Origin of the sequence: Thalassobacillus devorans MSP14, from assembly GCF_000496835.1 — a bacterium.
GTDB lineage: Bacteria > Bacillota > Bacilli > Bacillales > Halobacillaceae > Thalassobacillus > Thalassobacillus devorans_B.
In genome coordinates this window covers 1-20,642 of record NZ_KI543239.1, presented here as the reverse complement: position 1 = coordinate 20,642, position 20,642 = coordinate 1, and the positions used below count along the sequence as shown (strand labels likewise).

The 20,642-nt window shown below is 43.2% G+C and carries 17 protein-coding genes and 10 tRNA genes; 6 read left to right on the top strand and 21 right to left on the bottom strand.

The window, feature by feature from the left end; translation table 11 throughout:
* Positions 1-43 precede the first annotated feature (43 nt).
* The 3 genes from P855_RS0119070 (at position 44) to P855_RS0119060 (ending at position 3,704) form a co-directional block, all read left to right on the top strand.
* The gene (locus P855_RS0119070; protein ID WP_028785042.1) at positions 44-1,150 is read left to right on the top strand and encodes an NADH:flavin oxidoreductase; all 1,107 of its coding nucleotides are present in this window, start codon (positions 44-46) and stop codon (positions 1,148-1,150) included.
* A 210-nt stretch (positions 1,151-1,360) separates the two neighbouring features.
* A complete protein-coding gene (locus P855_RS0119065) occupies positions 1,361-2,209 on the top strand; it encodes a glycerophosphodiester phosphodiesterase (RefSeq protein WP_028785041.1) in 849 nt (282 codons plus the stop codon).
* 433 nt (positions 2,210-2,642) lie between these two features.
* Entirely contained in the window at positions 2,643-3,704 is a 1,062-nt protein-coding gene (locus P855_RS0119060) for an NAD(P)/FAD-dependent oxidoreductase (RefSeq protein ID WP_028785040.1), read from the top strand.
* A 65-nt stretch (positions 3,705-3,769) separates the two neighbouring features.
* Here the strand turns inward: P855_RS0119060 and nadA are convergent, their stop codons facing one another.
* Genes nadA through nadB form a run of 3 tightly spaced genes read right to left on the bottom strand, consistent with a single transcriptional unit; the run spans position 3,770 to position 7,258 of the window.
* Positions 3,770-4,876, bottom strand: coding sequence for a quinolinate synthase NadA (gene nadA / locus P855_RS0119055; RefSeq protein ID WP_028785039.1), 1,107 nt, complete (start codon positions 4,874-4,876; stop codon positions 3,770-3,772).
* Complete coding sequence (gene nadC, locus P855_RS0119050; RefSeq protein WP_028785038.1) at positions 4,873-5,727, bottom strand: carboxylating nicotinate-nucleotide diphosphorylase; 855 nt, start codon at positions 5,725-5,727, stop codon at positions 4,873-4,875. Before nadC ends, nadA begins: the two co-directional genes overlap by 4 nt.
* On the bottom strand, positions 5,696-7,258 hold the full coding sequence (nadB, locus tag P855_RS0119045) for an L-aspartate oxidase (RefSeq protein ID WP_028785037.1): 1,563 nt from the start codon (positions 7,256-7,258) through the stop codon (positions 5,696-5,698). The genes nadC and nadB overlap by 32 nt, the downstream gene beginning before the upstream one ends.
* A gap of 105 nt (positions 7,259-7,363) precedes the next feature.
* Here nadB and P855_RS0119040 point away from each other — a divergent pair, with 105 nt between their 5' ends.
* Both P855_RS0119040 and P855_RS0119035 read left to right on the top strand, forming a co-directional pair.
* Positions 7,364-8,491, top strand: a complete 1,128-nt coding sequence (locus P855_RS0119040) for an IscS subfamily cysteine desulfurase (protein ID WP_028785036.1) — start codon at positions 7,364-7,366, stop codon at positions 8,489-8,491.
* 71 nt (positions 8,492-8,562) lie between these two features.
* A complete protein-coding gene (locus P855_RS0119035; protein ID WP_028785035.1) occupies positions 8,563-9,525 on the top strand; it encodes a threonine ammonia-lyase in 963 nt (320 codons plus the stop codon).
* A gap of 133 nt (positions 9,526-9,658) precedes the next feature.
* Here P855_RS0119035 and P855_RS0119030 read toward each other — a convergent pair whose 3' ends face one another.
* From P855_RS0119030 to sigW, 7 genes are all read right to left on the bottom strand, one after another.
* Positions 9,659-9,919, bottom strand: a complete 261-nt coding sequence (locus P855_RS0119030; RefSeq protein WP_028785034.1) for a hypothetical protein — start codon at positions 9,917-9,919, stop codon at positions 9,659-9,661.
* Between the two features lie 24 nt (positions 9,920-9,943).
* Positions 9,944-11,749: a glutamine--fructose-6-phosphate transaminase (isomerizing) gene (glmS, locus tag P855_RS0119025; RefSeq protein ID WP_028785033.1), complete on the bottom strand. Its 1,806-nt coding sequence runs from the start codon at positions 11,747-11,749 to the stop codon at positions 9,944-9,946.
* A 502-nt stretch (positions 11,750-12,251) separates the two neighbouring features.
* The gene (glmM, locus tag P855_RS0119020; protein WP_028785032.1) at positions 12,252-13,601 is read right to left on the bottom strand and encodes a phosphoglucosamine mutase; all 1,350 of its coding nucleotides are present in this window, start codon (positions 13,599-13,601) and stop codon (positions 12,252-12,254) included.
* Positions 13,602-13,642: 41 nt separating this feature from the next.
* Positions 13,643-14,881, bottom strand: coding sequence for a YbbR-like domain-containing protein (locus tag P855_RS0119015; protein WP_028785031.1), 1,239 nt, complete (start codon positions 14,879-14,881; stop codon positions 13,643-13,645).
* Positions 14,874-15,692 carry a diadenylate cyclase CdaA gene (gene cdaA / locus P855_RS0119010; RefSeq protein WP_028785030.1) on the bottom strand — a complete coding sequence of 273 codons (819 nt, stop codon included), beginning with the start codon at positions 15,690-15,692 and terminating at the stop codon, positions 14,874-14,876. The genes P855_RS0119015 and cdaA overlap by 8 nt, the downstream gene beginning before the upstream one ends.
* A 133-nt stretch (positions 15,693-15,825) precedes the next feature.
* Complete coding sequence (locus P855_RS0119005; RefSeq protein ID WP_028785029.1) at positions 15,826-16,476, bottom strand: anti-sigma factor family protein; 651 nt, start codon at positions 16,474-16,476, stop codon at positions 15,826-15,828.
* A gap of 14 nt (positions 16,477-16,490) precedes the next feature.
* Positions 16,491-17,054: an RNA polymerase sigma factor SigW gene (sigW, locus tag P855_RS0119000; protein WP_028785028.1), complete on the bottom strand. Its 564-nt coding sequence runs from the start codon at positions 17,052-17,054 to the stop codon at positions 16,491-16,493.
* A 186-nt stretch (positions 17,055-17,240) separates the two neighbouring features.
* On the opposite strand from sigW, the gene P855_RS21940 reads away from it, so the two are divergent.
* Positions 17,241-17,393, top strand: a complete 153-nt coding sequence (locus tag P855_RS21940; protein ID WP_152526280.1) for an aspartyl-phosphate phosphatase Spo0E family protein — start codon at positions 17,241-17,243, stop codon at positions 17,391-17,393.
* A 51-nt stretch (positions 17,394-17,444) separates the two neighbouring features.
* Here P855_RS21940 and rocF read toward each other — a convergent pair whose 3' ends face one another.
* The 11 genes from rocF to P855_RS0118940 all read right to left on the bottom strand — a co-directional run bounded on the left by rocF (position 17,445) and on the right by P855_RS0118940 (position 20,433).
* Positions 17,445-18,344 carry an arginase gene (gene rocF, locus P855_RS0118990; RefSeq protein ID WP_028785027.1) on the bottom strand — a complete coding sequence of 300 codons (900 nt, stop codon included), beginning with the start codon at positions 18,342-18,344 and terminating at the stop codon, positions 17,445-17,447.
* Positions 18,345-18,527: 183 nt separating this feature from the next.
* A tRNA-Ala gene (locus P855_RS0118985) sits at positions 18,528-18,603 on the bottom strand.
* A 98-nt stretch (positions 18,604-18,701) separates the two neighbouring features.
* A tRNA-Gly gene (locus P855_RS0118980) sits at positions 18,702-18,776 on the bottom strand.
* A gap of 16 nt (positions 18,777-18,792) precedes the next feature.
* Positions 18,793-18,865 (bottom strand) — tRNA-Lys (locus P855_RS0118975).
* Positions 18,866-19,036: 171 nt separating this feature from the next.
* Positions 19,037-19,111 (bottom strand) — tRNA-Gln (locus tag P855_RS0118970).
* Positions 19,112-19,184: 73 nt separating this feature from the next.
* A tRNA-Tyr gene (locus P855_RS0118965) sits at positions 19,185-19,270 on the bottom strand.
* Positions 19,271-19,430: 160 nt separating this feature from the next.
* A tRNA-Thr gene (locus tag P855_RS0118960) sits at positions 19,431-19,503 on the bottom strand.
* Positions 19,504-19,657: 154 nt separating this feature from the next.
* A tRNA-Val gene (locus tag P855_RS0118955) sits at positions 19,658-19,733 on the bottom strand.
* Between the two features lie 8 nt (positions 19,734-19,741).
* Positions 19,742-19,816: transfer RNA gene (locus P855_RS0118950), tRNA-Glu, on the bottom strand.
* A 467-nt stretch (positions 19,817-20,283) separates the two neighbouring features.
* Positions 20,284-20,355 (bottom strand) — tRNA-Thr (locus P855_RS0118945).
* A 3-nt stretch (positions 20,356-20,358) separates the two neighbouring features.
* Positions 20,359-20,433 (bottom strand) — tRNA-Asn (locus tag P855_RS0118940).
* Positions 20,434-20,642: the final 209 nt, after the last annotated feature.

The following is a 20,642-nucleotide window of genomic DNA, read 5'->3' as shown; positions in this document are numbered from 1 at the left end:
AATTTAGTATGAGTTTCAACCTTTAAAAGAAAGGAAGTCAGATATGGTAAAACCACTCTTTTCTAATATAAAAGTAAACAACCGCACTTTTAATAACCGCTTAGTTGTAGCACCAATGACTCGTGTCAGTGCTAATGATAATGGCAGTGCTAATGAGCGTATGAAACAGTACTATGAACGTTTTGCGAAAGGCGGATTTGGAGCCATCATTTCTGAAGGCATCTATTTGGATGAAAGCTATAGTCAGGGATATGAAAATCAGCCAGGGATCGCTAACGAAAAACATGTGCAAGCATGGAAGCCTGTCGTAGATGCAGTCCATGATTATGATACTGTGTTCATTGCACAATTGATGCATGCCGGGGGCCAGGGGCAGGGAAATGCCTATGTCAACGGAACGATCGCTCCATCTGATGTACCACCAAAAGGCGAGCAATTAGAGTTTTATGGTGGTTCTGGTCCTTTTCCAAAACCGAAACAAATGACAGAACAGGACATCGAATCTGCAAAACGGGCATTCGTAGATGGTGCGCGTAATGCTAAGCAGGCTGGTTTTGATGGGGTCGAAATCCACGGAGCTAATGGCTATCTGTTAGATCAGTTTTTAACCGATTATTTGAATAAGCGGGAAGATGAATACGGTGGTTCCCTCGAAAAACGGATGCGCCTGATGCTTGAGGTTATTGAAGAAATTCGCGATGCTGTAAGGGAAGAATTTATTGTCGGTATCCGGATTTCCCAAATCAAAGTAGCAGACCCTGATCATAAGTGGCCTGGTGGTGAAGAAGATGCGTCGTTCATTTTCTCGGAGTTGAGTAAAACTTCTCTTGATTATATTCATGTAACTGATGCCGATGCAACCACACCGGCCTTTGGCAAAGGGACGAGAACATTAGCAAAAGCAGCTAAAGACTTCAGCAGCCTCCCGGTAATAGCAAATGGGAAACTCGGGGATCCAGGAACAGCAGTTAATATGATTGAAAATGAAGAAGCGGACATCATTTCCCTTGGTACCAGTGCTCTGGCAAATCCTGACTTTCCTAATCGAGTCCACAGCGGTAAAGAATTAAGCGACTTCGATTTTGAGAATACCCTGCTTCCACACGCACACATCAAAGATAACGAATTGAACAAAGAAATTACAGAATAGCGATACAGCCAGGGACAAGTCTTCCCTGGCTGTATTTTATATGAAAGAGTTCCCCGCTACAGCCCTTTCGACCTACCCGGATTAACATTTTAAGGATATTAGACCTTAATTTTGTAATAATGACTAAACAAAACTCAAACACCAGTTTCATCCATCCTCAATATTTCTTCCCTAGACTTATAGTTGAACATAGTGAAGGGAGAGAGGAAAATGAAACAATTTGTATCTGCATTATCAGCGGGGGCATTAGCTCTATTACTGTTTGTTGCTCCTGGCGAAAGCGTTTTTGCAAGTGAGGACATAGCTACAAAAGAACAGAAACAAGTACTTAACATCGCTCACCGTGGAGCATCCGGCTATGCTCCAGAAAACACGATGGCTGCTTTTGAAAAAGCAGTAGACATGAAAGCGGACATGTTCGAGCTGGATGTACAAATGAGTAAGGACGGGGAATTAGTGGTTATCCATGACACGACGGTCGACCGCACTACAGACGGAACAGGAAGCGTCAAAAATTTAACCCTGGAGGAACTGAAAAGCCTTGATGCTGGAAGCTGGTTTGGTGAAACCTTTGCCGGTGAAACCATCCCTACTCTTGGCGAAGTCCTCGATGAATACAGAGGAAAGACAGGAATTTTGATTGAACTGAAATCACCTTCCCTCTACCCGGGAATCGAACAAAAAGTTGCCGATGAACTGAAAGCCCGTAAGTTAGATAAACCTGAAAACGAAAAAATCATCGTCCAATCTTTCGACCATGAATCAGTCCGGAAGTTCCATGATATTCTTCCAGAAGTGCCAGCCGGTGTCCTGCTTGGTTACAACCCGGATGGAATTTCAGATGAGCAATTGGAGAGGTTCCAAAAATATGCAGACTACGTCAACCCAAGCAAAAGTATGATCGATGCCTCTCTTGTAGAAAGAATCCACGACTTCGACATGAAAACGCACCCTTGGACAGTGCGTGACCGTGAGTCTGCCAATTTCTTATTAGAAGTGGGAGCTGACGGTATCATTACAGACTATCCGGACTACGTGTACTCCCACCCGCAAAATTAATGGACCATTCCTTTATTGGCTGACTCCCCAGGAGTCGGCCATTTAATTATAGATATCGAGCATCAATTTGTTCTAAAAGGTAAAACTGATTGTAAGGGAGTAACTATTTATCAATCAAACGTTTGAACAAACGAGGCTTTTTGTCGATGGTCACTAAGCACATTGAAAACTTTTGTCGAAAAGTTGAGGAACTACGTTCCCCCTCCCCCACTGCAAGGCAACTTCTAAGTAAACTACTGATACCTCACTCAAGTTTCAGAATTTACCATCCGGGTAAAAATTAATTAATACTATTTAAGTGGTTTCTATAGGATTTTTCTAGTCTTTCGACATATTTTTTGATACTCTTTAGGATGGAGAGAAAGTAAGCGTTTTTACATGTAGGTCCAGACATTTCATCGGATAGACAGTACAATATTAAAGGGGTATAAATATGAAAAGATTAGTGATTTTAGGCGGTGGATACGGCGGGGTTAAAATTTTGCTCAACCTGATAGATAATGGTCTGCCAAAAGATATCCATATTACCATGGTTGATAGGAACCCGTACCACTCCTTAAAAACAGAATTTTATGCGATTGCAGCTGGCACGGAATCAGATAAAAATGTTCGTATCGACTTTCCGGAGCATGATCAAGTCGACTACGTATATGGAGAAATAGAAAAAATTGATACGGAACAGGAACAGATCCTCGTCCGTGACAATAGAGAACCATTAGAGTACGATTATTTAGTCATAGGTCTCGGCTGTGAAGATAATTACCATGGTATTGAAGGTGCCAGGGAATTCACAGAAAGTGTTCAGACATTTTCCAAAGCGCGACATACCGGAATTGCCATAGGAAACTTGAAAGCCTACGGAATGGTTTCAGTAGTCGGTGCCGGCTTAAGTGGGATTGAAGTCGCCTCTGAAATCAGGGAAAGCAGGCCGGATTTGAACATTCGTCTGTTGGATCGCGGAGAAACCGTGTTAAGAGCTTTTGATAAAAAGATTCAGGATTATGTAGAAGAATGGTTCGAGAAAAATGACGTAGAAGTCATTCATAACGCCAACGTCGAATATGTGGAAAAGGACGGCGTCTGCAATAATGGAATCTGTTATGTAAATGATGTGACGATTTGGACTGCCGGTGTGCGGCCGAACTTCTTAGTACGGGAGCTGCCGTTTGAAAAGGATTCCCAGGAAAAAGTTATTCTTAATGATTATTATCAGGTCCCTTCTCAACCTAACGTGTATGTGGTTGGTGACTGTGCAGCATCTGAGCATTCACCAAGTGCTCAACTGGCTGGACAGCAGGGTGAACAAATCGCTGAAGTATTATCAGCGATCTTGAAAGGCAAGGAACCGGAAAAACCAGGTGAAATCAAATTGAAAGGCGCACTTGGTTCACTTGGTAAATCTGATGGATTCGGAAATATGCTCCAAAAACCTGTAACCGGGCTGCTGCCACGCCTGGCAAAATCAGGTGTGCTATGGTTGAATAAGCGACATTAATACAAGAAAACAGCCGATCAGCTTGGTACTGATCGGCTATTTTTTTGGACTTTAATGAAGGAGGCTTATACTCGTTCCAGCATCCGGTCTAACGCTTTTTTAGCATCATCTGCTATATCCTTATTCACTTTAATGACATTAAGGTGCTCTCCTTGTTCAATGGCTTCCAGGCACCATGCCAAATGCGGGAGATCAATACGGTTCATCGTAAGGCAAGGACACATATTCGGATTCAATGAGATAATCTGTTTATCCGGGTGCTCGTTAATGATCCGATTGACGAGGTTCATTTCTGTACCTATCGCCCAGGCACTTCCTGATGGAGCATTCTTAATTGTTTGAATGATGTAATTAGTCGAGCCGGATTCGTCAGAAAGGTCTACCACTTCCCTCCTGCACTCCGGGTGAACGATGACTTTCATGTCAGGAAATCTTTCCCGGACCTGCTCTACATTTGTGACTGTAAAGTTTTCGTGCACAGAACAATGCCCTTTCCATAAAATCACTTTAACTTCTTCCAGTGGACAATCGTGAAACAATCGTTCCAGAATTGGATCCCAAACAGCCATTTGGTCAAGTGGGATTCCTAAATTAAAGGCTGTATTACGCCCTAAATGCTGATCAGGTAAAAATAGGATCCGTTCTTTTTGTTCAAATGCCCAGCTTACCATTTTTTCCGCATTGGAAGAGGTGACGGTAGCCCCGTCATGTTTACCGACAAAAGCTTTGATGGCTGCAGTCGAATTGACATAAGTGAGTGGAAGAATCGTATCCCCAAATAAGTCCATCAGCGACATCCAGGCTTTTTCCGTCTGGTTCAAATCAGCCATGTCTGCCATTGAACAGCCTGCCCGCATATCAGGAAGGTATACCATTTGGTCCTGTTTCGTTAAAATATCTGCCGTCTCTGCCATAAAATGAACACCACAAAAAACGATCGCCTCCGCATCCTGATTTTCCGCAGATAGTTGTGCCAGCTTCAACGAATCACCACGAGCATCGGCGAATTGAATGACTTCATCTTTCTGATAATGGTGTCCGGGTAGAAACAGCCGCTTTCCCATACGCTCCTTCACTGCATGGACTCGTGCCTCGAGTTCTTCCACAGGCATGGATTTATAGCGCTCAGGCATTATTGGACTTTTGCCCTTTAAGGTTTCTAACAGATTCATTTTACAGAACTCCTTTCCAAGGCTGGAACTTTTACACTGATATCAAGCGCAGGTGCCGAGTGTGTCAGACACCCCAGGGAGATATAATCCACACCACAATTACGGAATGTTGGTAATTGCTCAACTGCTATGCCTCCGGAGGCCTCTGTTTTTATGAAAGGGGGTACAAGTTTGACCAGCTCTTTGATTTCATCCGGGGTACGGTTGTCAAACATAATACAGTCGACTTTTGCTTTCACTGCTTCTATCACTTGTTCTCTTGTTTCCGTTTCCACTTCAATTTTGACCATGTGACCCAGTTTCTCTCTAAGCCTGGCTACAGCACTGGTAATCGAGCCTGCAAATGCGATATGATTGTCCTTCAGCATAACAGCATCATAAAGGCCGTTGCGGTGATTATATCCTCCTCCAGTACGGACTGCGTACTTTTCCAGCATCCTAAGACCCGGAGTCGTCTTTCTCGTATCGCATATTCTTGTATGATTACTATTCAGATTCTTTACCGCTCTCCTGGTTAACGTAGCCATACCGCTCATCCGCTGCAGAAGGTTTAAAATGACACGTTCCCCTTTAAGGAGACTGGCCATGTTCCCATAAGCTCTGGCAATTTCATCACCTGCATGAAGCTCGTTGCCATCCTGCTTATATAGCTCTACTTCCACTCTGGGGTCGAGCATTTCGAAACCGGTACGGATGATATCGATTCCGCACAATATCCCTGTTTGTTTGGCAAGGAAGCGGATCTCCCCCTCCATATTTTTATCGAACAGCACGTCACTTGTAATATCCTGCTCTCCGATATCCTCAATTAAAAACATTTCAAGTGAACGCCGGAGCATTAATAGATTCATAAATCTCACCCTGCTTTCTGTTTTTATGTAACTGTATATGTTTATGTTGCCATTCAGGCCTTTCAAATGGGTAATCTGTTCTAAAATGACCGCCTCTGCTCTCTTTCCTCGCTAAGGCAGACGTGGTAATCAGATTAGCAGTGATAAGCATGAATAACTGGCTTAACTGGGTGATTGATAGGGCATCCAGGTTTTCCGGAACAGGATACGACTCCAGCCATTCTTTTTGAAGCTTAAGCCCGTTTTTCGTCCGCATGATACCAACTCGCTCCATCATCGAATGTTGTATTTCTTTTATAGAAGGAAGGCTGAGCTCCCGATTTTCCTCCATAACACGAGGTGCCTTGGAGCAGATTATCTTTTTCGACTGATGGTTGATATGGTCAGCCAATCTTTTCCCATATACCAGCCCCTCTAATAATGAATTGCTGGCCAGTCGGTTTGCACCATGGACCCCAGTACAAGCCATCTCTCCGATGGCATAAAGTCCCTTCACTGTAGTGCGCCCTGCTGCGTCTGTCCGAATACCTCCCATCAGAAAATGACAGCCTGGAGCAACTGGAATTTTTCCTTTTTCCATAGCAATTCCGTTACTTTCACATAAGCGAGTCACGGCAGGAAACTTCCTGGCAAAATTGGCGATAGAAGATATATCCAATAATACCTCTCCCCCTTGCCGAAGGTGGTCGTAAATAGTCTGTGCCACTATATGACGAGGAGCTAAATCTCCAAGAGGATGTACACCTTTCATTATTGGCGTGCCTTCTTCATCTGTCAGGCAAGCGCCTTCTCCACGTACCGCTTCAGAAATCAGACCTTTTATATTTCCCGCTACGGATAATAAGGTAGGATGGAATTGTACAAATTCCATGTCTATAAGTTCGGCCCCAGCTAGATATCCAAGGACAAGACCATCACCTGTCACGGTTTCGGCGTTGGAAGTAGCAGCATAAACCTGCCCGCATCCTCCGTTAGCAAGCACCACACGGGGTGCCAGATATGATTTCACCGTACCTCCAGGGTGCTTGCTTCTTACTCCATAACAACAACCTTGCTCATCAGTGAGCAATTGGTAGACAAATTCATGCTCCTTGACCCTTACATTAGGTCCAACCTTTTTTAAAAGACAATCGACAATCCGCCTTCCTGTTTGATCCCCGCCTCCATGAACAATGCGATTGCTGGAATGAGCACCTTCCCGGCCCAATTTCAGCTCTCCCTGTGGATGACGGTCAAGGTCACATCCACCTTCAATCAGAGCATGGATGACAGAGGGAGCCTGTTTCGTCAATTGAATCACAGCTTCATGGTCGTTGATCCCTCTACCCGCTTCCATTGTGTCCTTATAATGATCATATGGGTTATCATCAGCTCCTACCGCTGCCGCCACCCCGCCCTGGGCAAGAAAAGAGTTACTGGTTTTCACTTGTGACTTTGTGAGTACTATTACATTAAGATCCCTGCGTAAGTTACCAATCAGCTGTAAAGCAGCGATACCACTTCCGATGATAATTACATCTGCCTGTTCCATTGCGCTACCCACCTTCATTTTACATCTGTCTTGACACTTATATTTACATAGAATTAAACTTATGACAAGTGCTTTTTTCTGGAACAGCAAAAAGGAGTGGAAACGATGATTTATTTTGATTATGCCGCCACCTGTCCAATCGATGATATGGCATTGAAAGTATATAATGAAGCAGCCAAAAGCTATTACGGAAACACAGTAAGTCTGCATGATCAGGGAACTACAGCGAGCGCGCTTCTGGAACACTGTCGAAGGACGCTGGCGGATCAGGCAGGCGTAAAAAAAGAAGGGATTTATTTCACCAGTGGAGGGACAGAAAGCAACCATATCGGTTTATCTGTATTAGCTAAAGCCAGGGAAGGGAAACATATCATTACTGCTCAGGCAGAACATTCTTCCGTGCACTACACCTTAGAAAAACTGGCAAACGAAGGTTATTCAATTACAAAAATTCCATTTACGGAGGAAGGCATCGTTAATCTCGAAGCTTTGGAAGCAGCTATACGAAAAGACACTGCAGTGGTTTCGATCCAATTGGTGAATGGAGAAATCGGCACCCTGCAGCCCGTGAATGCCATCTATTTCATTTGCCAAAAATGGGGAATCTTTTTTCATAGCGACTGTATACAGGCATTTGGGAAAGTAGACCTTACCAAATACACAAAGTACATGGATAGTTTTTCAATATCAAGTCATAAAATTTACGGTCCAAAGGGAGTCGGAGCAGTCTACCTTACTCCACCCATCTCTATTCACCCGGACCTATTGACCGGCTCCCATGAAAAAGGCGTTCGTGCAGGTACAGTGAATGTGCCTGGAATAGCCGCTTTTACTGCCGCTGCCCAGGAAAATGTCAGCCAGTTGGAGAACCACCAAAAGCATCTGATCACCTTAAACTCTGCTTTTAAACAAGCTATTTTTTCCGTTCAAGATAAGCTGAAGTTCGTCGGTAATACACATGAGGATGCTTCCATCATTGGTTTGCTCCTTTCCGGAATAGAAGGACAATGGGCCATGCTGGAAGCTAACCGCAAGGGGTATGCCATATCAACCGGGAGTGCCTGTACATTACACGAGCATGAGCCAGCCAGGACATTGCTGGCAATGGGATTTTCCGGGGAAACAGCTAAGACATTTGTCCGGATATCTTTTGGCAAACAAACAACCATAGCTGATGTACAAGGGCTGGCAGATTGCCTGATTGACATGTTGACCGTCACTAACCAGCCATAAGGGCTGAAGTCTGAATTATAATCCCCCCTTCTGCTAGAATGATAATAGTGTGAACAGAAAGGGGTATCCTGATGATAAATGCACGAAATATCAAATCAGCACAAGAGAATATTGCTGACACCATTCATAACACACCGATTCTGCAGTCCGTACAGCTGTCCAAACTATGTAATAATCATTTATTTTTGAAATCAGAACACCTGCAAAAAACTGGTTCCTTTAAAATCCGTGGTGCAACGAACAAAGTGAAACAAGCGTTTAAAGAAGGAGCAAAATCTATTACCGCAGCTTCTTCCGGAAACCATGGCCAGGCTGTAGCTTATATTGCTGACAAGCTGGGAGTTCCTGCTACTATAGTAGTGCCTACAGATGCCAACCCAAGTAAAACGAACGCAATCCAGGCTTACCATGGTAAAATAGAATATTGTGGCACAACCTCAGCAGAACGGATTCCAAGGGCCAAAGAACTCGCTGAAGAGCAGTCGGGTATCTATATCCCCCCCTATGATGATCCTTACATCATGGCTGGGCAGGGGACCGTGGGCCTGGAAATACTTGATCAGGTGAAAGACATAGACGCAGTCGTCGTACCAGTTGGCGGTGGCGGACTCATTTCCGGAATCCTGACGGCTATAAAGGAAACCAACCCGGCTGTCAAAGTATATGGAGTAGAGCCGGATTCTGCTAATGATACCTATCTTTCCTTACGCAATAATAAAATGACAGCGATTCCAGCCACAAAAACAATCGCGGATGGTCTGCGCACCTCACAACCAGGTGATCTGACATTTCCAGTATTACAAAAATATCTCGATGATCTCGTGCTAGTGTCAGAAGAAGAAATCCGTTTCGCTTTCAGCTTCGTTATGGAACGTATGAAGCAGCTGATTGAACCATCCAGCGCGGTTGCCATAGCTGCGATGATCAATGGCAGGCTGCCCCTGGAAAACAAAAAAGTTATAACCGTGGTTTCAGGAGGAAACGTAGATATCGGTAAAATCGAAGAGTTGATCGTTCCTACCAACCTTGAATAAACATTAGAAAAACTTGACTTCTCGCCAAGTCCTTAGTTTTTCTTATACTTTATTCCTTTGACAAAGTTAAACTTTGTTAAAGGACAAAAACGAACCCGGTTACTTGATGTAACCGGGTTCGCTCATATGTTACCTATTTACTTTCAATAGACTCGTCAAATAGATCGGTCAATTTAGCGACATTCTCATAGGTGAACTCAAAAGCCATTCTTATCTCGCCATATCCCGGCTGATAAACATAGCCTTGAACCTCATAGCTGTTGTCGTTTTCTCTGACTTTGGTGAGGTGGAAGTAACGCTGGATATATTGCGCCATCTCTTCCAATTTTCTATTGCGGACCTTGATCCATTGTTCCCTGAGTTCTTCTGTCGGAAAATCCGATTCCTTTAACATGAGTACACTCCTTTTGAGAGTTATTTATTCTACTGTAACACTTTTGGCAAGGTTTCGCGGCTTATCTACATCACAATCACGGTGGAGTGCTGCATAATAAGAGATTAACTGCAATGGCAGGACAGAAACGATTGGTGTCAGCAGTTGGTGTACTTTTGGCAATACAAAGCTGTCACCTTCTTTTTCCAGTCCTTTCATGCTGATTACACAGGCATTTGCTCCACGAGCAATGACTTCCTGCACATTTCCACGGATGGAGTCATTGACGCCTTCCTGAGTAGCAAGTGCGATAACCGGGGTCCCTTCTTCAATCAAGGCAATGGTCCCATGCTTCAATTCCCCGCCGGCAAAACCCTCTGCCTGAATATAGGAAATTTCTTTTAGCTTCAGTGCTCCTTCAATACCGACGTAGTAATCAATGCTGCGACCGATAAAGAAACAGTTTCGTGTTGTTTCCAGGAATTCATGGGCTAAATCTCCAAATGTCTCTTTTTGATCGGCCATTGCTTCCATTGCATTTGCTACAATAGCAAGTTCCTGCATCGGATCAAAGTCAAGCTCTATTCCTTTAGCATTTGCTGTATCGACCCCAAGGATAGCCAGCACGGCCATTTGAGCTGTATACGCTTTTGTTGAAGCTACGGCGATTTCCGGACCTGCATGCAAATGCAAGGTGTAATCCGCTTCACGAGAAAGGGTGGAACCTGGCACATTCGTAATGGTCAATGCCGGGTGTCCCAATTCTTTCGTCTGGACCAGTACGGCCCGGCTATCCGCAGTTTCCCCACTTTGGGAAATGTAGACGAACAGCGGCTTCTCGGACAACAATGGCATGTTGTAGGAGAATTCGCTTGCTACGTGTACTTCCACCGGGATTTTTGCGAACTTTTCAATGAATTGCTTACCAATCAATCCTGCATGGTAGCTGGTACCTGCTGCAATGATATAAATGCGGTCACAATCCATCATAGCCTGGCGTACGTCCGGGTCCAGTTTGATTTCGTTATTTTCGTTTTGATATTCTTGGATGATGCGACGGAGCACTAACGGCTGCTCATCAATTTCTTTCAGCATAAAGTGAGGGTATGTCCCCTTCTCTATATCTGATTCATTCAGTTCAGCTGTGAATGGTTCACGCTCTTCGACCTTAGAACCGTCAAGCCTCAGAATTTCTACAGAATCACGGCGCAGCAGGACAGTTTCTTTATCCATCAATTCCAGAAATTGATCTGTCACTTGAAGCATTGCCATGGAATCACTGGCAACCACATTGAAGCCGTCTCCTAATCCAACTAAAAGAGGACTTTTATTTTTGGCGATATAGATCGTATCCTCATCTTCTGCATCAATCAATGCAATCGCATAAGAGCCTTTCAATAGTTCAACAGCTTTACGGAAAGCAGCCGCCACGTCCTTCATTTCATTATACAGTACTTCGATCAACTGTACGATAATTTCTGTATCGGTCTGACTCTTTAATTCAACACCTGGGAGGTATTCCTTGCGTACTTCCAGGTAGTTTTCAATAACCCCATTATGCACGATATTGAAGCGGCCGGATCTGCTTTGATGCGGATGAGCATTTTTCTGGCTTGGCGGTCCGTGTGTTGCCCAGCGTGTATGACCGATTCCAAGTGTTGCTTTGACGTTATTATCGACTGATTCACGCAGCTGTGCAATACGACCCTTCACTTTTGAAATGTATACATCCTCATCATTCAACGTTGCAATCCCCGCGGAGTCATAACCGCGATATTCCAGCTTTTCCAGACCTTTTAACAAAATCTCTTTTGAATCATCATATCCAATATATCCTACAATTCCACACATGTCGGTAGTTCCTCCTTAAGTCTCCTCAGGAAGAGGCAGAGACCGGCACCCGTGAGGGGCAGCACTCTGCCCCTTTCTCGTGTTTTCATACTTTGCACTACGTCCAGCTTCGTTGTCCAAAAGAGTCGCCTCTTTGTTTTAAAAGCTGAACATGCGGTTGAAGTGCTGCAACCGGGAGGCATCCGCCGAGACCTCGATGAACCTCCTCCTCGTCAACTATTTTCAATCCGAACTGAAAATAGCCCTGGCGCTTTTAAATCAATTAACTGTCATCTTACCTCCTTCTCCTTCTTAAATGCACCCTTACTTCATTAACCTGAACAGGCAATACTTAAACCTGCCGGGCAAAAAGCAAGGCTACTAATCATTTTACTCGAGAATGTTTTTAAAGGTCAATCATTATTTTTTATCCTGTCCCTCATGTATAACCTCCTCGCAAACTGGCCTATAACAAAATATGCGCAACCCGCTCTTATGTGCTGGCTGCGCATATTTGAAAATATTATTCACTAAAACCCAGTTCTTCCTGTACTACTTGTACTACTTTATCAACATACTTTTCGCATTCCTCTTCGGTGGGTGCTTCAACCATGATACGCACTAACGGCTCTGTACCGGAAGGACGTACAAGGACACGGCCCTGTGTTCCCATCTCTTCTTCTACCGCTTTGATTGCTTCCTGGATACGTGGATGAGTCTGAACCGCGGCTTTATCGGTTACTTTGACATTTTTCAGGACTTGTGGGAATTTCTCCATCTCGGCAGCAAGCTCCGATAGAGGTTTGCCTGTATCTTTCATGACGTTGATCAATTGCAACGCACTCAACATGCCATCACCGGTTGTATTGTAATCCAGGAAGATGATATGACCTGACTGCTCACCACCAAGGTTATAGCCGCCTTGTCTCATTTCTTCCATTACATATCTATCGCCTACCGCGGTTTTATCACTTTTCATCCCATGGGCTTCGACTGCTTTGTAGAAGCCAAGATTACTCATAACCGTAGATACAATAGTGGAATTTTTCAACCTGCCTGATTGATTCATATGCTTCCCGCAGATATACATGATATGGTCCCCATCGACAATATTACCCTTTTCGTCTACAGCAATCAGACGATCTCCATCGCCATCAAACGCCAGTCCAATATCGGCACCTTTTTCCAATACGAGTTTCCTGACTGCCTCCGGGTGAGTGGAACCTACGCCATCGTTGATGTTCAAACCATCCGGTGATGAACCGATCGAAGAAATATCTGCTTCTAAATCAGCAAACATATGAGAAGCAAGTGCGGAAGTGGCTCCGTGAGCACAATCCAAAGCAATATGAAGACCATCGAAATCGTGATCGACTGTCTGCTTCAAATATTGCATATACCGCTGAGCACCTTCAAAATAGTCGTTTACTTGACCAAGGTCCCCGCCAGTAGGCCGCGGAAGATCATCTGCTTCTTTTTCAAGTAAAGCTTCAATTTCATTCTCCTGGTCATCAGAAAGTTTAAAACCATCCGGACCAAAGAACTTGATTCCGTTATCCTCTACAGGGTTATGGGAAGCGGAAATCATCACTCCTGCTTCTGCCCCTAACGCTTTAGTCAGGTAAGCGACCCCTGGAGTAGAAATAACTCCGACTCGCATTACCTCCGCTCCAATTGATAGGAGCCCTGCAGTCAAAGCACCTTCAAGCATATGACAGGAAATTCTTGTGTCACGTCCTATCAGCACTTTAGGCTTCTGTACACCTTTAGTCACTGTATATCCACCGAAGCGCCCTAATTTAAAAGCTAGTTCCGGGGTCAGATCCTTATTCGCGACTCCTCGTACTCCATCTGTACCAAAATATTTACCCATGATGTTTTCTCTCTCCTTCGTTCATTACAAACATTCGATTATTAACCAATACGTATCTTTGCATTTGGATTTGCGAGTTCAAATGATGTATTTTCCGGTCCGGTGATTTCAATCGGCACTTCATGTTCACCAGCATCTAATCCTTCGACGTCAATGACTGCCTGAATATCTTTTGCTTCAAGATTGGTGATATCCGCTTCACTTCCGTAAACTGTAACTGCTATTTGTTGATTATCAGGATTTATAAAATTAACAGTACCTTCTTCCGGTGGGTTCGTCACCCCTACTTCTACATCTTCAATCACCTGTTCTGCCTGATCTTCTGCCTTTACGACTTCCACTTCTACATCAATCGTTTCAGGTTTGACTTCCTCAATGCCTTTAGGTATAGGGACTTGTGCTTCCAATGTTGCCGATTCCGTTAAATCACTTACATCCACTTCAATATTTGCAATCCTTCCGATTTGACTGATGGCATCCAATGGACCATAAATTGTAACTTCTTCCACTTCCGGTGTCACCGATCGAATTGCATAGCCTTCCGGAACTTCCCCTTTCGTTTGTACCTCTATTGGAATTTGCTTACTTGGGAGGTTAATAGGTACCGTAACATCAACTATATTAGGTTCCACCAGCACGTCCAATTCATTTCCCTGGGTATCATATACTTTGACAGGTGCCTGGACATTTTCAATGGTTTCCTTAGTATCTCTGACGTCTACAATTGCCTTGACGAGGGCGACGCTATTCACCAAATCCTTCCCGCCGGTAACCGTCACTTCAGATGGTTTGATGGTTGCGTCGCCTATTTCATAATTCTCTATCAGGTCCTGATCATTAATCAGATCGACACCGACCTCAAAGTCCTTTTCTACCTTTTCTTCAATAGTCACTTGTACTGTTTTAGGTTCAATATTGACGTTAAGGCGATTGGATATACCACTATGCAGGACATCCACCGTATGGGTCCCTGGCCCATAATCCCGCAGGTCTAAGTATACTTCGAAGTTTTTCTGACGGACCACCGGGGTCATCACACTATTTGGACCTTCTAAGGTTACGGCTACACTTTGAGGCACACCGCTTATGGTATACTTTTCATCGTCATATTTCACGTCCAATGGAATATTGCTCAGCACTTCAAACTCCTTGGAACCATCGTTGATCAGCAAAGCATCACTTTGCGAATTGTCATCTAAATTCACCGTAGTCCATAACAATATAGCAAGCAATAAAGAAATGACACGAATAAACCAGGGGCTGTTAAACCATTTATCCATTTTTCTTCCCCCTCCAGTTCCATGTCTTTGCAGCAGGAGCTTTAACAGGCGCATTCAATTCTTTATGAAGTATCTCATCCAGTTTTTCCTGATCCAGCTCACGGTGCAGTTCGCCATTCTTGGTACAGGAAATATTGCCGGTTTCTTCCGATACGATAATCGTCAAAGCATCTGTAACTTCACTGATACCCATTGCTGCCCGGTGGCGAGTTCCTAATTCCTTTGAGATAAAAGGACTTTCTGATAAAGGTAAATAACAAGCAGCGGCAACAATTTCATCACCACGGATAATGACAGCTCCATCATGTAATGGGGTGTTTGGTATGAATATGTTTGTCAACAACTCGCTGGTCAGCCGGCCCTCAATATTAATGCCGGTTTCAACATAATCTCCCATTCCCGTTTCTCTTTCAATAGTGATTAAAGCTCCAATCCGACGCTTAGCCATATAATTACAGGATTTGATAATTGCCTGAATAGATTTTTCTACTCCCTGCTCTTCTGAAGTCGATCTGCTGAAAAAGCTCCCCCGCCCTAACTGCTCTAATGCACGTCTGAACTCAGGCTGGAATAAGATGATAATTGCAAGAAAACCCCAAGTGATCGCTTGCGAGGTCAGCCATCTTAACGTAGAAAGCCCGAATAAGTTGCTAAACAGCCATATTGCCAGGACAACGAAAATCCCTTTTAACAACTGGACAGCTTTCGTTCCCCGGATCAACATGATCAATTTATATACAACAAACCAGACGAGGGCGATATCAATTGCTATAAGTAAATAATCTAATACATCAAGTCCCCCACCAAGCATGTCTACACTTCCTTTTAGCAGTAATTACATTTATAAAAACAAAGTACATATAATTATATCATACTTAATATGTACATTGATAATGCCCTCCCCATGTTCCTAATAAAAAAAGACTGTCTGTCCTGACAGCCTTTTACCTGTTTCCTAAAGCAAATACACCTTCTAATGTTTCTTTGACATGATACCACATCCACTCGAATACTTGATTCACTTCATTTACCTCGCCACTGACGTAGGCCATATATTTTTCCCCATCTAACGGAGAGTCCTGCACACGCTTCTTTTCAAGGATGTCACCGTTGATTATCGTAACATCTCCATTGACGGCTCCATCTATCCGCAAATCACCATTTCGGACGACAAGATCACCATCGACCGTAACATCCTCCGGTACGATAACCACTTGATTCTGAATTACAAGGTTCTCCTGCTTAGAAACAGTTACTTGCTGGTCCTCTGTCCAGGCAGAGAATACACCACCGAACATCATGAGAAAAAACACCGCCGCTGCTGTGGAGAAAGGATGATTCCTGAACCAACGTATATAATGATTGCGTTTTTTCTGTTGTGGTAAATTAGACATTACATCAGCAATAAAGTTTTCAGGGGCAGATACAGCGCTCGAACTCTTTACGAGGCTTATGGTCCGCTTCAATTCATGAAAATGAGCCTGGCATTCACTGCACGATTGCAAATGCAAGCGTAATTTCTTTTCTTCCGGTTGTGTCAAATCGTCGTCTAGATATTTATGCATCAAAGCGATAGCTTCTTCTTTACAATTCAATCCCTTTCACTCCTTTACACGTGGCGAAGTCTTTTTCGCAACGTTTCCCTCCCCCGGTGAATCCGGGTTTTCACAGTACCAACAGGAATCTCCAATACCTCCGCTATTTCCTGTAAGGACAGTTCATCTAAAAACCTCAGTACAATCACACTGCGGTATTTAGGAGGCAAGGCCAATATTTCTTTATGGATATATGTCTGTAATTCCAGACTCTCCACTTCTTCCTCGGGCAACGCTTGATCTGCTGCTAATTGAGAATACATATTCAACCCTTCCGTGCCCTTAACTTCCGCATCGAGAAAATAATCCGGTTTCTTCTTACGAATGCGGTCAATAGTGAGATTCGTAGCAATCCTGTATAGCCAGGTTGAAAACTTCCTCCGTTCATCAAACCGGTCAATGTTCGTATAAGCCCGAATAAAAGCTTCCTGTGCAAGGTCTTCCGCTTCATGTGCGTTCCCTATCATGCGGAAGCAAATTTGATATACTTTATGCTGATAAAAAGATACCACATCTTCAAATGCAGCTTGATCCCCTTTTTTTATCTCTTTAATTTTCTGTTTTATCAAGGTTTCCATTCTTTATACCTCCGCTATACTTGCGGTATTACCTCTACGATTCGATACATCGAAAGGTTTCAAAAAAATATATAAAATATCAAGAAAAAAATCCCAATTAAAGTTTAACATCTTTTCAGCGAGGGTATGGGGTTCAATATAAAATAAATAAAACAACACCTTAATATTTTTGTGATGGAGGACAGAATGGAACAAAAAAATCTTATTTTGTTGGAGATTGAAAAGTGCAGAAAAGAAATGAACGATTTATCCAAACACCTGGATCTTTCGTCAGAAGAGGTAGTTAATATCAGTAGACAATTAGATCAATTACTTAATCAATTTGAAAAGGCCAGGTAAGATAAAACAGCAACCTATCTCAATAGATAAGCTGCTGTTATTTTTTTCGTCTTATTTCAGTTTTTCACCAAATAAAGAACCCATCAAACCTACCGCCACACTTGCGGTACGATTTTTCTCATCAAGAATCGGGTTAACTTCCACAAACTCTGCTGATGTGATCAAACCAGACTCATGCAGCATTTCCATTGCCAGATGACTTTCCCGATAGCTTAAGCCACCCATAACCGGTGTCCCGACGCCCGGAGCAGTATCCGGATCCAAACCATCCAGATCAAGACTCAAATGCAGCCCATCTGTACGATCCTTCAAATAGTCGATAGTTTCCTGCATAACTGCTGACATCCCCATGCGATCCACTTCATGCATGGTATAAACTTTGATTCCTTTTTCTTTAATCAGTTCTCGCTCTCCTGCATCTAAGGAACGAGCTCCGATTATCACAATGTTTTCTGGTTTGACCTTTGGCTGATACCCATGAATGTTGACTAGCCTTTCATGACCGATCCCAAGACTTACGGCGAGAGGCATGCCATGAATATTCCCCGAAGGTGAGGTTTCATTATTGTTCAAGTCACCGTGCGCATCATACCATATGACTCCTAAATTTTCATAGTGCTTTGATACTCCAGCAAGAGTTCCGATAGCTATACTATGATCACCGCCGAGCACAAGTGGAAAACTTCCCTGTTCGATAATTTCATCTACACTTTGTGCAAGCTTTTCATTACCTTCCATTACTTCATTTAAATTACGTAAATTATCGACAAGCTCTTTTTGCTCACCCTTTTGCTGAGCAATCTCTATATTGCCGAGATCTTCTATGGTAAGTTCTAATTTTTCTAAACGTTCCAGGACACCCGCATAACGAATTGCACTAGGTCCCATATCAACGCCACGTCTATTCTGTCCAAGATCCATTGGTACTCCTAAAATTGAGAGCTTCTTCATAACGTCATCCTCCTTTTTCTACTCTTTATTATTGTAGACGCTTTCAGATAAATGACTCAACCGGACACGATTTTGTATATATATACGAAAAAAACGCTATACACGAAAAAAGCTGACATGGTAGTAGCATGTCAGCTTTCATTTCGTCTGAATTTATGAAGTCGCTAGTAATGGTACAAGAAATGGTGGAGCCTAGCGGGATCGAACCGCTGACCTCCTGCGTGCAAAGCAGGCGCTCTCCCAGCTGAGCTAAGGCCCCTAAATAAGTTATTGTCGAAAATCTTTATAATGGAGCACTTTTCAGTACACGATCAATCTTTAGCCAGGAAGTTTACTCGACGTTGTAAAAGATTAAATTGGAGCGGGAGACGGGATTCGAACCCGCGACCCCCACCTTGGCAAGGTGGTGTTCTACCACTGAACTACTCCCGCTTAACAGTGATACAAGTGAGCCATGAAGGATTCGAACCTTCGACCCTCTGATTAAAAGTCAGATGCTCTACCAACTGAGCTAATGGCTCATTAATTTAATAAGTATTACAATCCAGTTGAGCGATATGCTCGTCTCGTTGCAAGTTTACTCGGTGAAGCTAACGCTCCTCGCAAAGCCTACATTGATGTGGTTCAAGGAAGTTTACGGCTTCTCTACCAACTGAGCTAATGGCTCATTATTTTTCATTTGTTAATGGAAATGGCTGGCCCAGCTGGATTCGAACCAGCGCATGACGGAATCAAAATCCGCTGCCTTACCGCTTGGCTATGGGCCATTAAAAAAATAGTACAACTAATAAGTACTATCTGCTTTTTTTATAAAGTTAATTCATACTTAAGTGAAATAAATGGTGGAGGGAGTAGGACTCGAACCTACGAACCCGATGGGAGCGGATTTACAGTCCGCCGCGTTTGGCCAACTTCGCTATCCCTCCAGTAAAGTCACTTAGACATTATAACAGAAACACATTTAAAGTTTCAACAGTTTTCTACAAGAAATCACTGGAAATTGCAAAATGTTTCATGGTGCACTTACAGCACACGATTGTTTTCCAACAGGGATCTTATTCGACGTTGTAGGAAAACAAAGTAAGATGCCGGCCAGAGGACTTGAACCCCCAACCTACTGATTACAAGTCAGTTGCTCTACCAATTGAGCTAGACCGGCGAATTTCAAATGTAAACAGAAGTTTTACCGTGTTGTGCTCGTCTCGTTGCTAGCATATTCGGTGAAGCTTACGCTCCTCGCAAAGCCTACATTGATGTATTTCGAAGATGATTACGGCTTCTCTACCAATTGAGCTAGACCGGCGAATTTCAAATGGTGGAGGATGCAGGGTTCGAACCTGCGACCCCTTGCTTGTAAGGCAAGTGCTCTCCCAGCTGAGCTAATCCTCCGAATTAAGTGGTGACCCGTACGGGATTCGAACCCGTGTTACCGCCGTGAAAGGGCGGTGTCTTAACCACTTGACCAACGGGCCAATTAAGCAATGGACAGTCTTATATAAGGTTGTCCTCTCAAACTGACAAATATTATTATATACAGACTGATAGTACTTTGTAAAGAGAATTTTTTATTTTTTTCATATAAATTTATAACTTCTCTCTATGGCAAGGAAAATCACCTTTTAAACCCCAAACATCCACTTTGATACCAGCCCCCAAATCTCCTTTTTTAGCATTGTCTCTTATATGATTCTGGATTCTTTCTTACTATGGATTTCATCTCTTTTTATTTGTAAATTTGTCTTTCGTAATTTTGATATTGTCTCACAAAAGTTAAGAATCAGCTCTCTTTTAACTTTTTTTCATATAAGATAAGTTTGTCTCACTTATTCATAAAGAACAGGTAAAAACAAACCGGTACAAACAAAAAACGCATATAATAAATAGGTAGATAGACACAAAAAAGCGATCTCCCAGTTAGGAAATCGCTTTTCATATAAAGAGCTTCCAGCCGGATTTGAACCGGCGACCCCTTCCTTACCATGGAAGTGCTCTACCACTGAGCTATGGAAGCAGATGGCTCCACCGGTAGGATTCGAACCTACGACCAATCGGTTAACAGCCGATTGCTCTACCACTGAGCTACGGTGGAATAATGTAATTATGTATATCATGGAGCTTCAATCTAAGTATGGTGCTCGTCGTTCAACTCTATTATTCATCTTACTGGCTGAATAAGTATTGCTGAATTCCTCGCAAAGCTTGCTTCGATGGTTATTCGAAGAGGTTGGCTTCGCTACGGTGGAATAATGTAATTATGTAAATCAATAAGCTTTAATTATTAGTGGATATAAAGAAAAA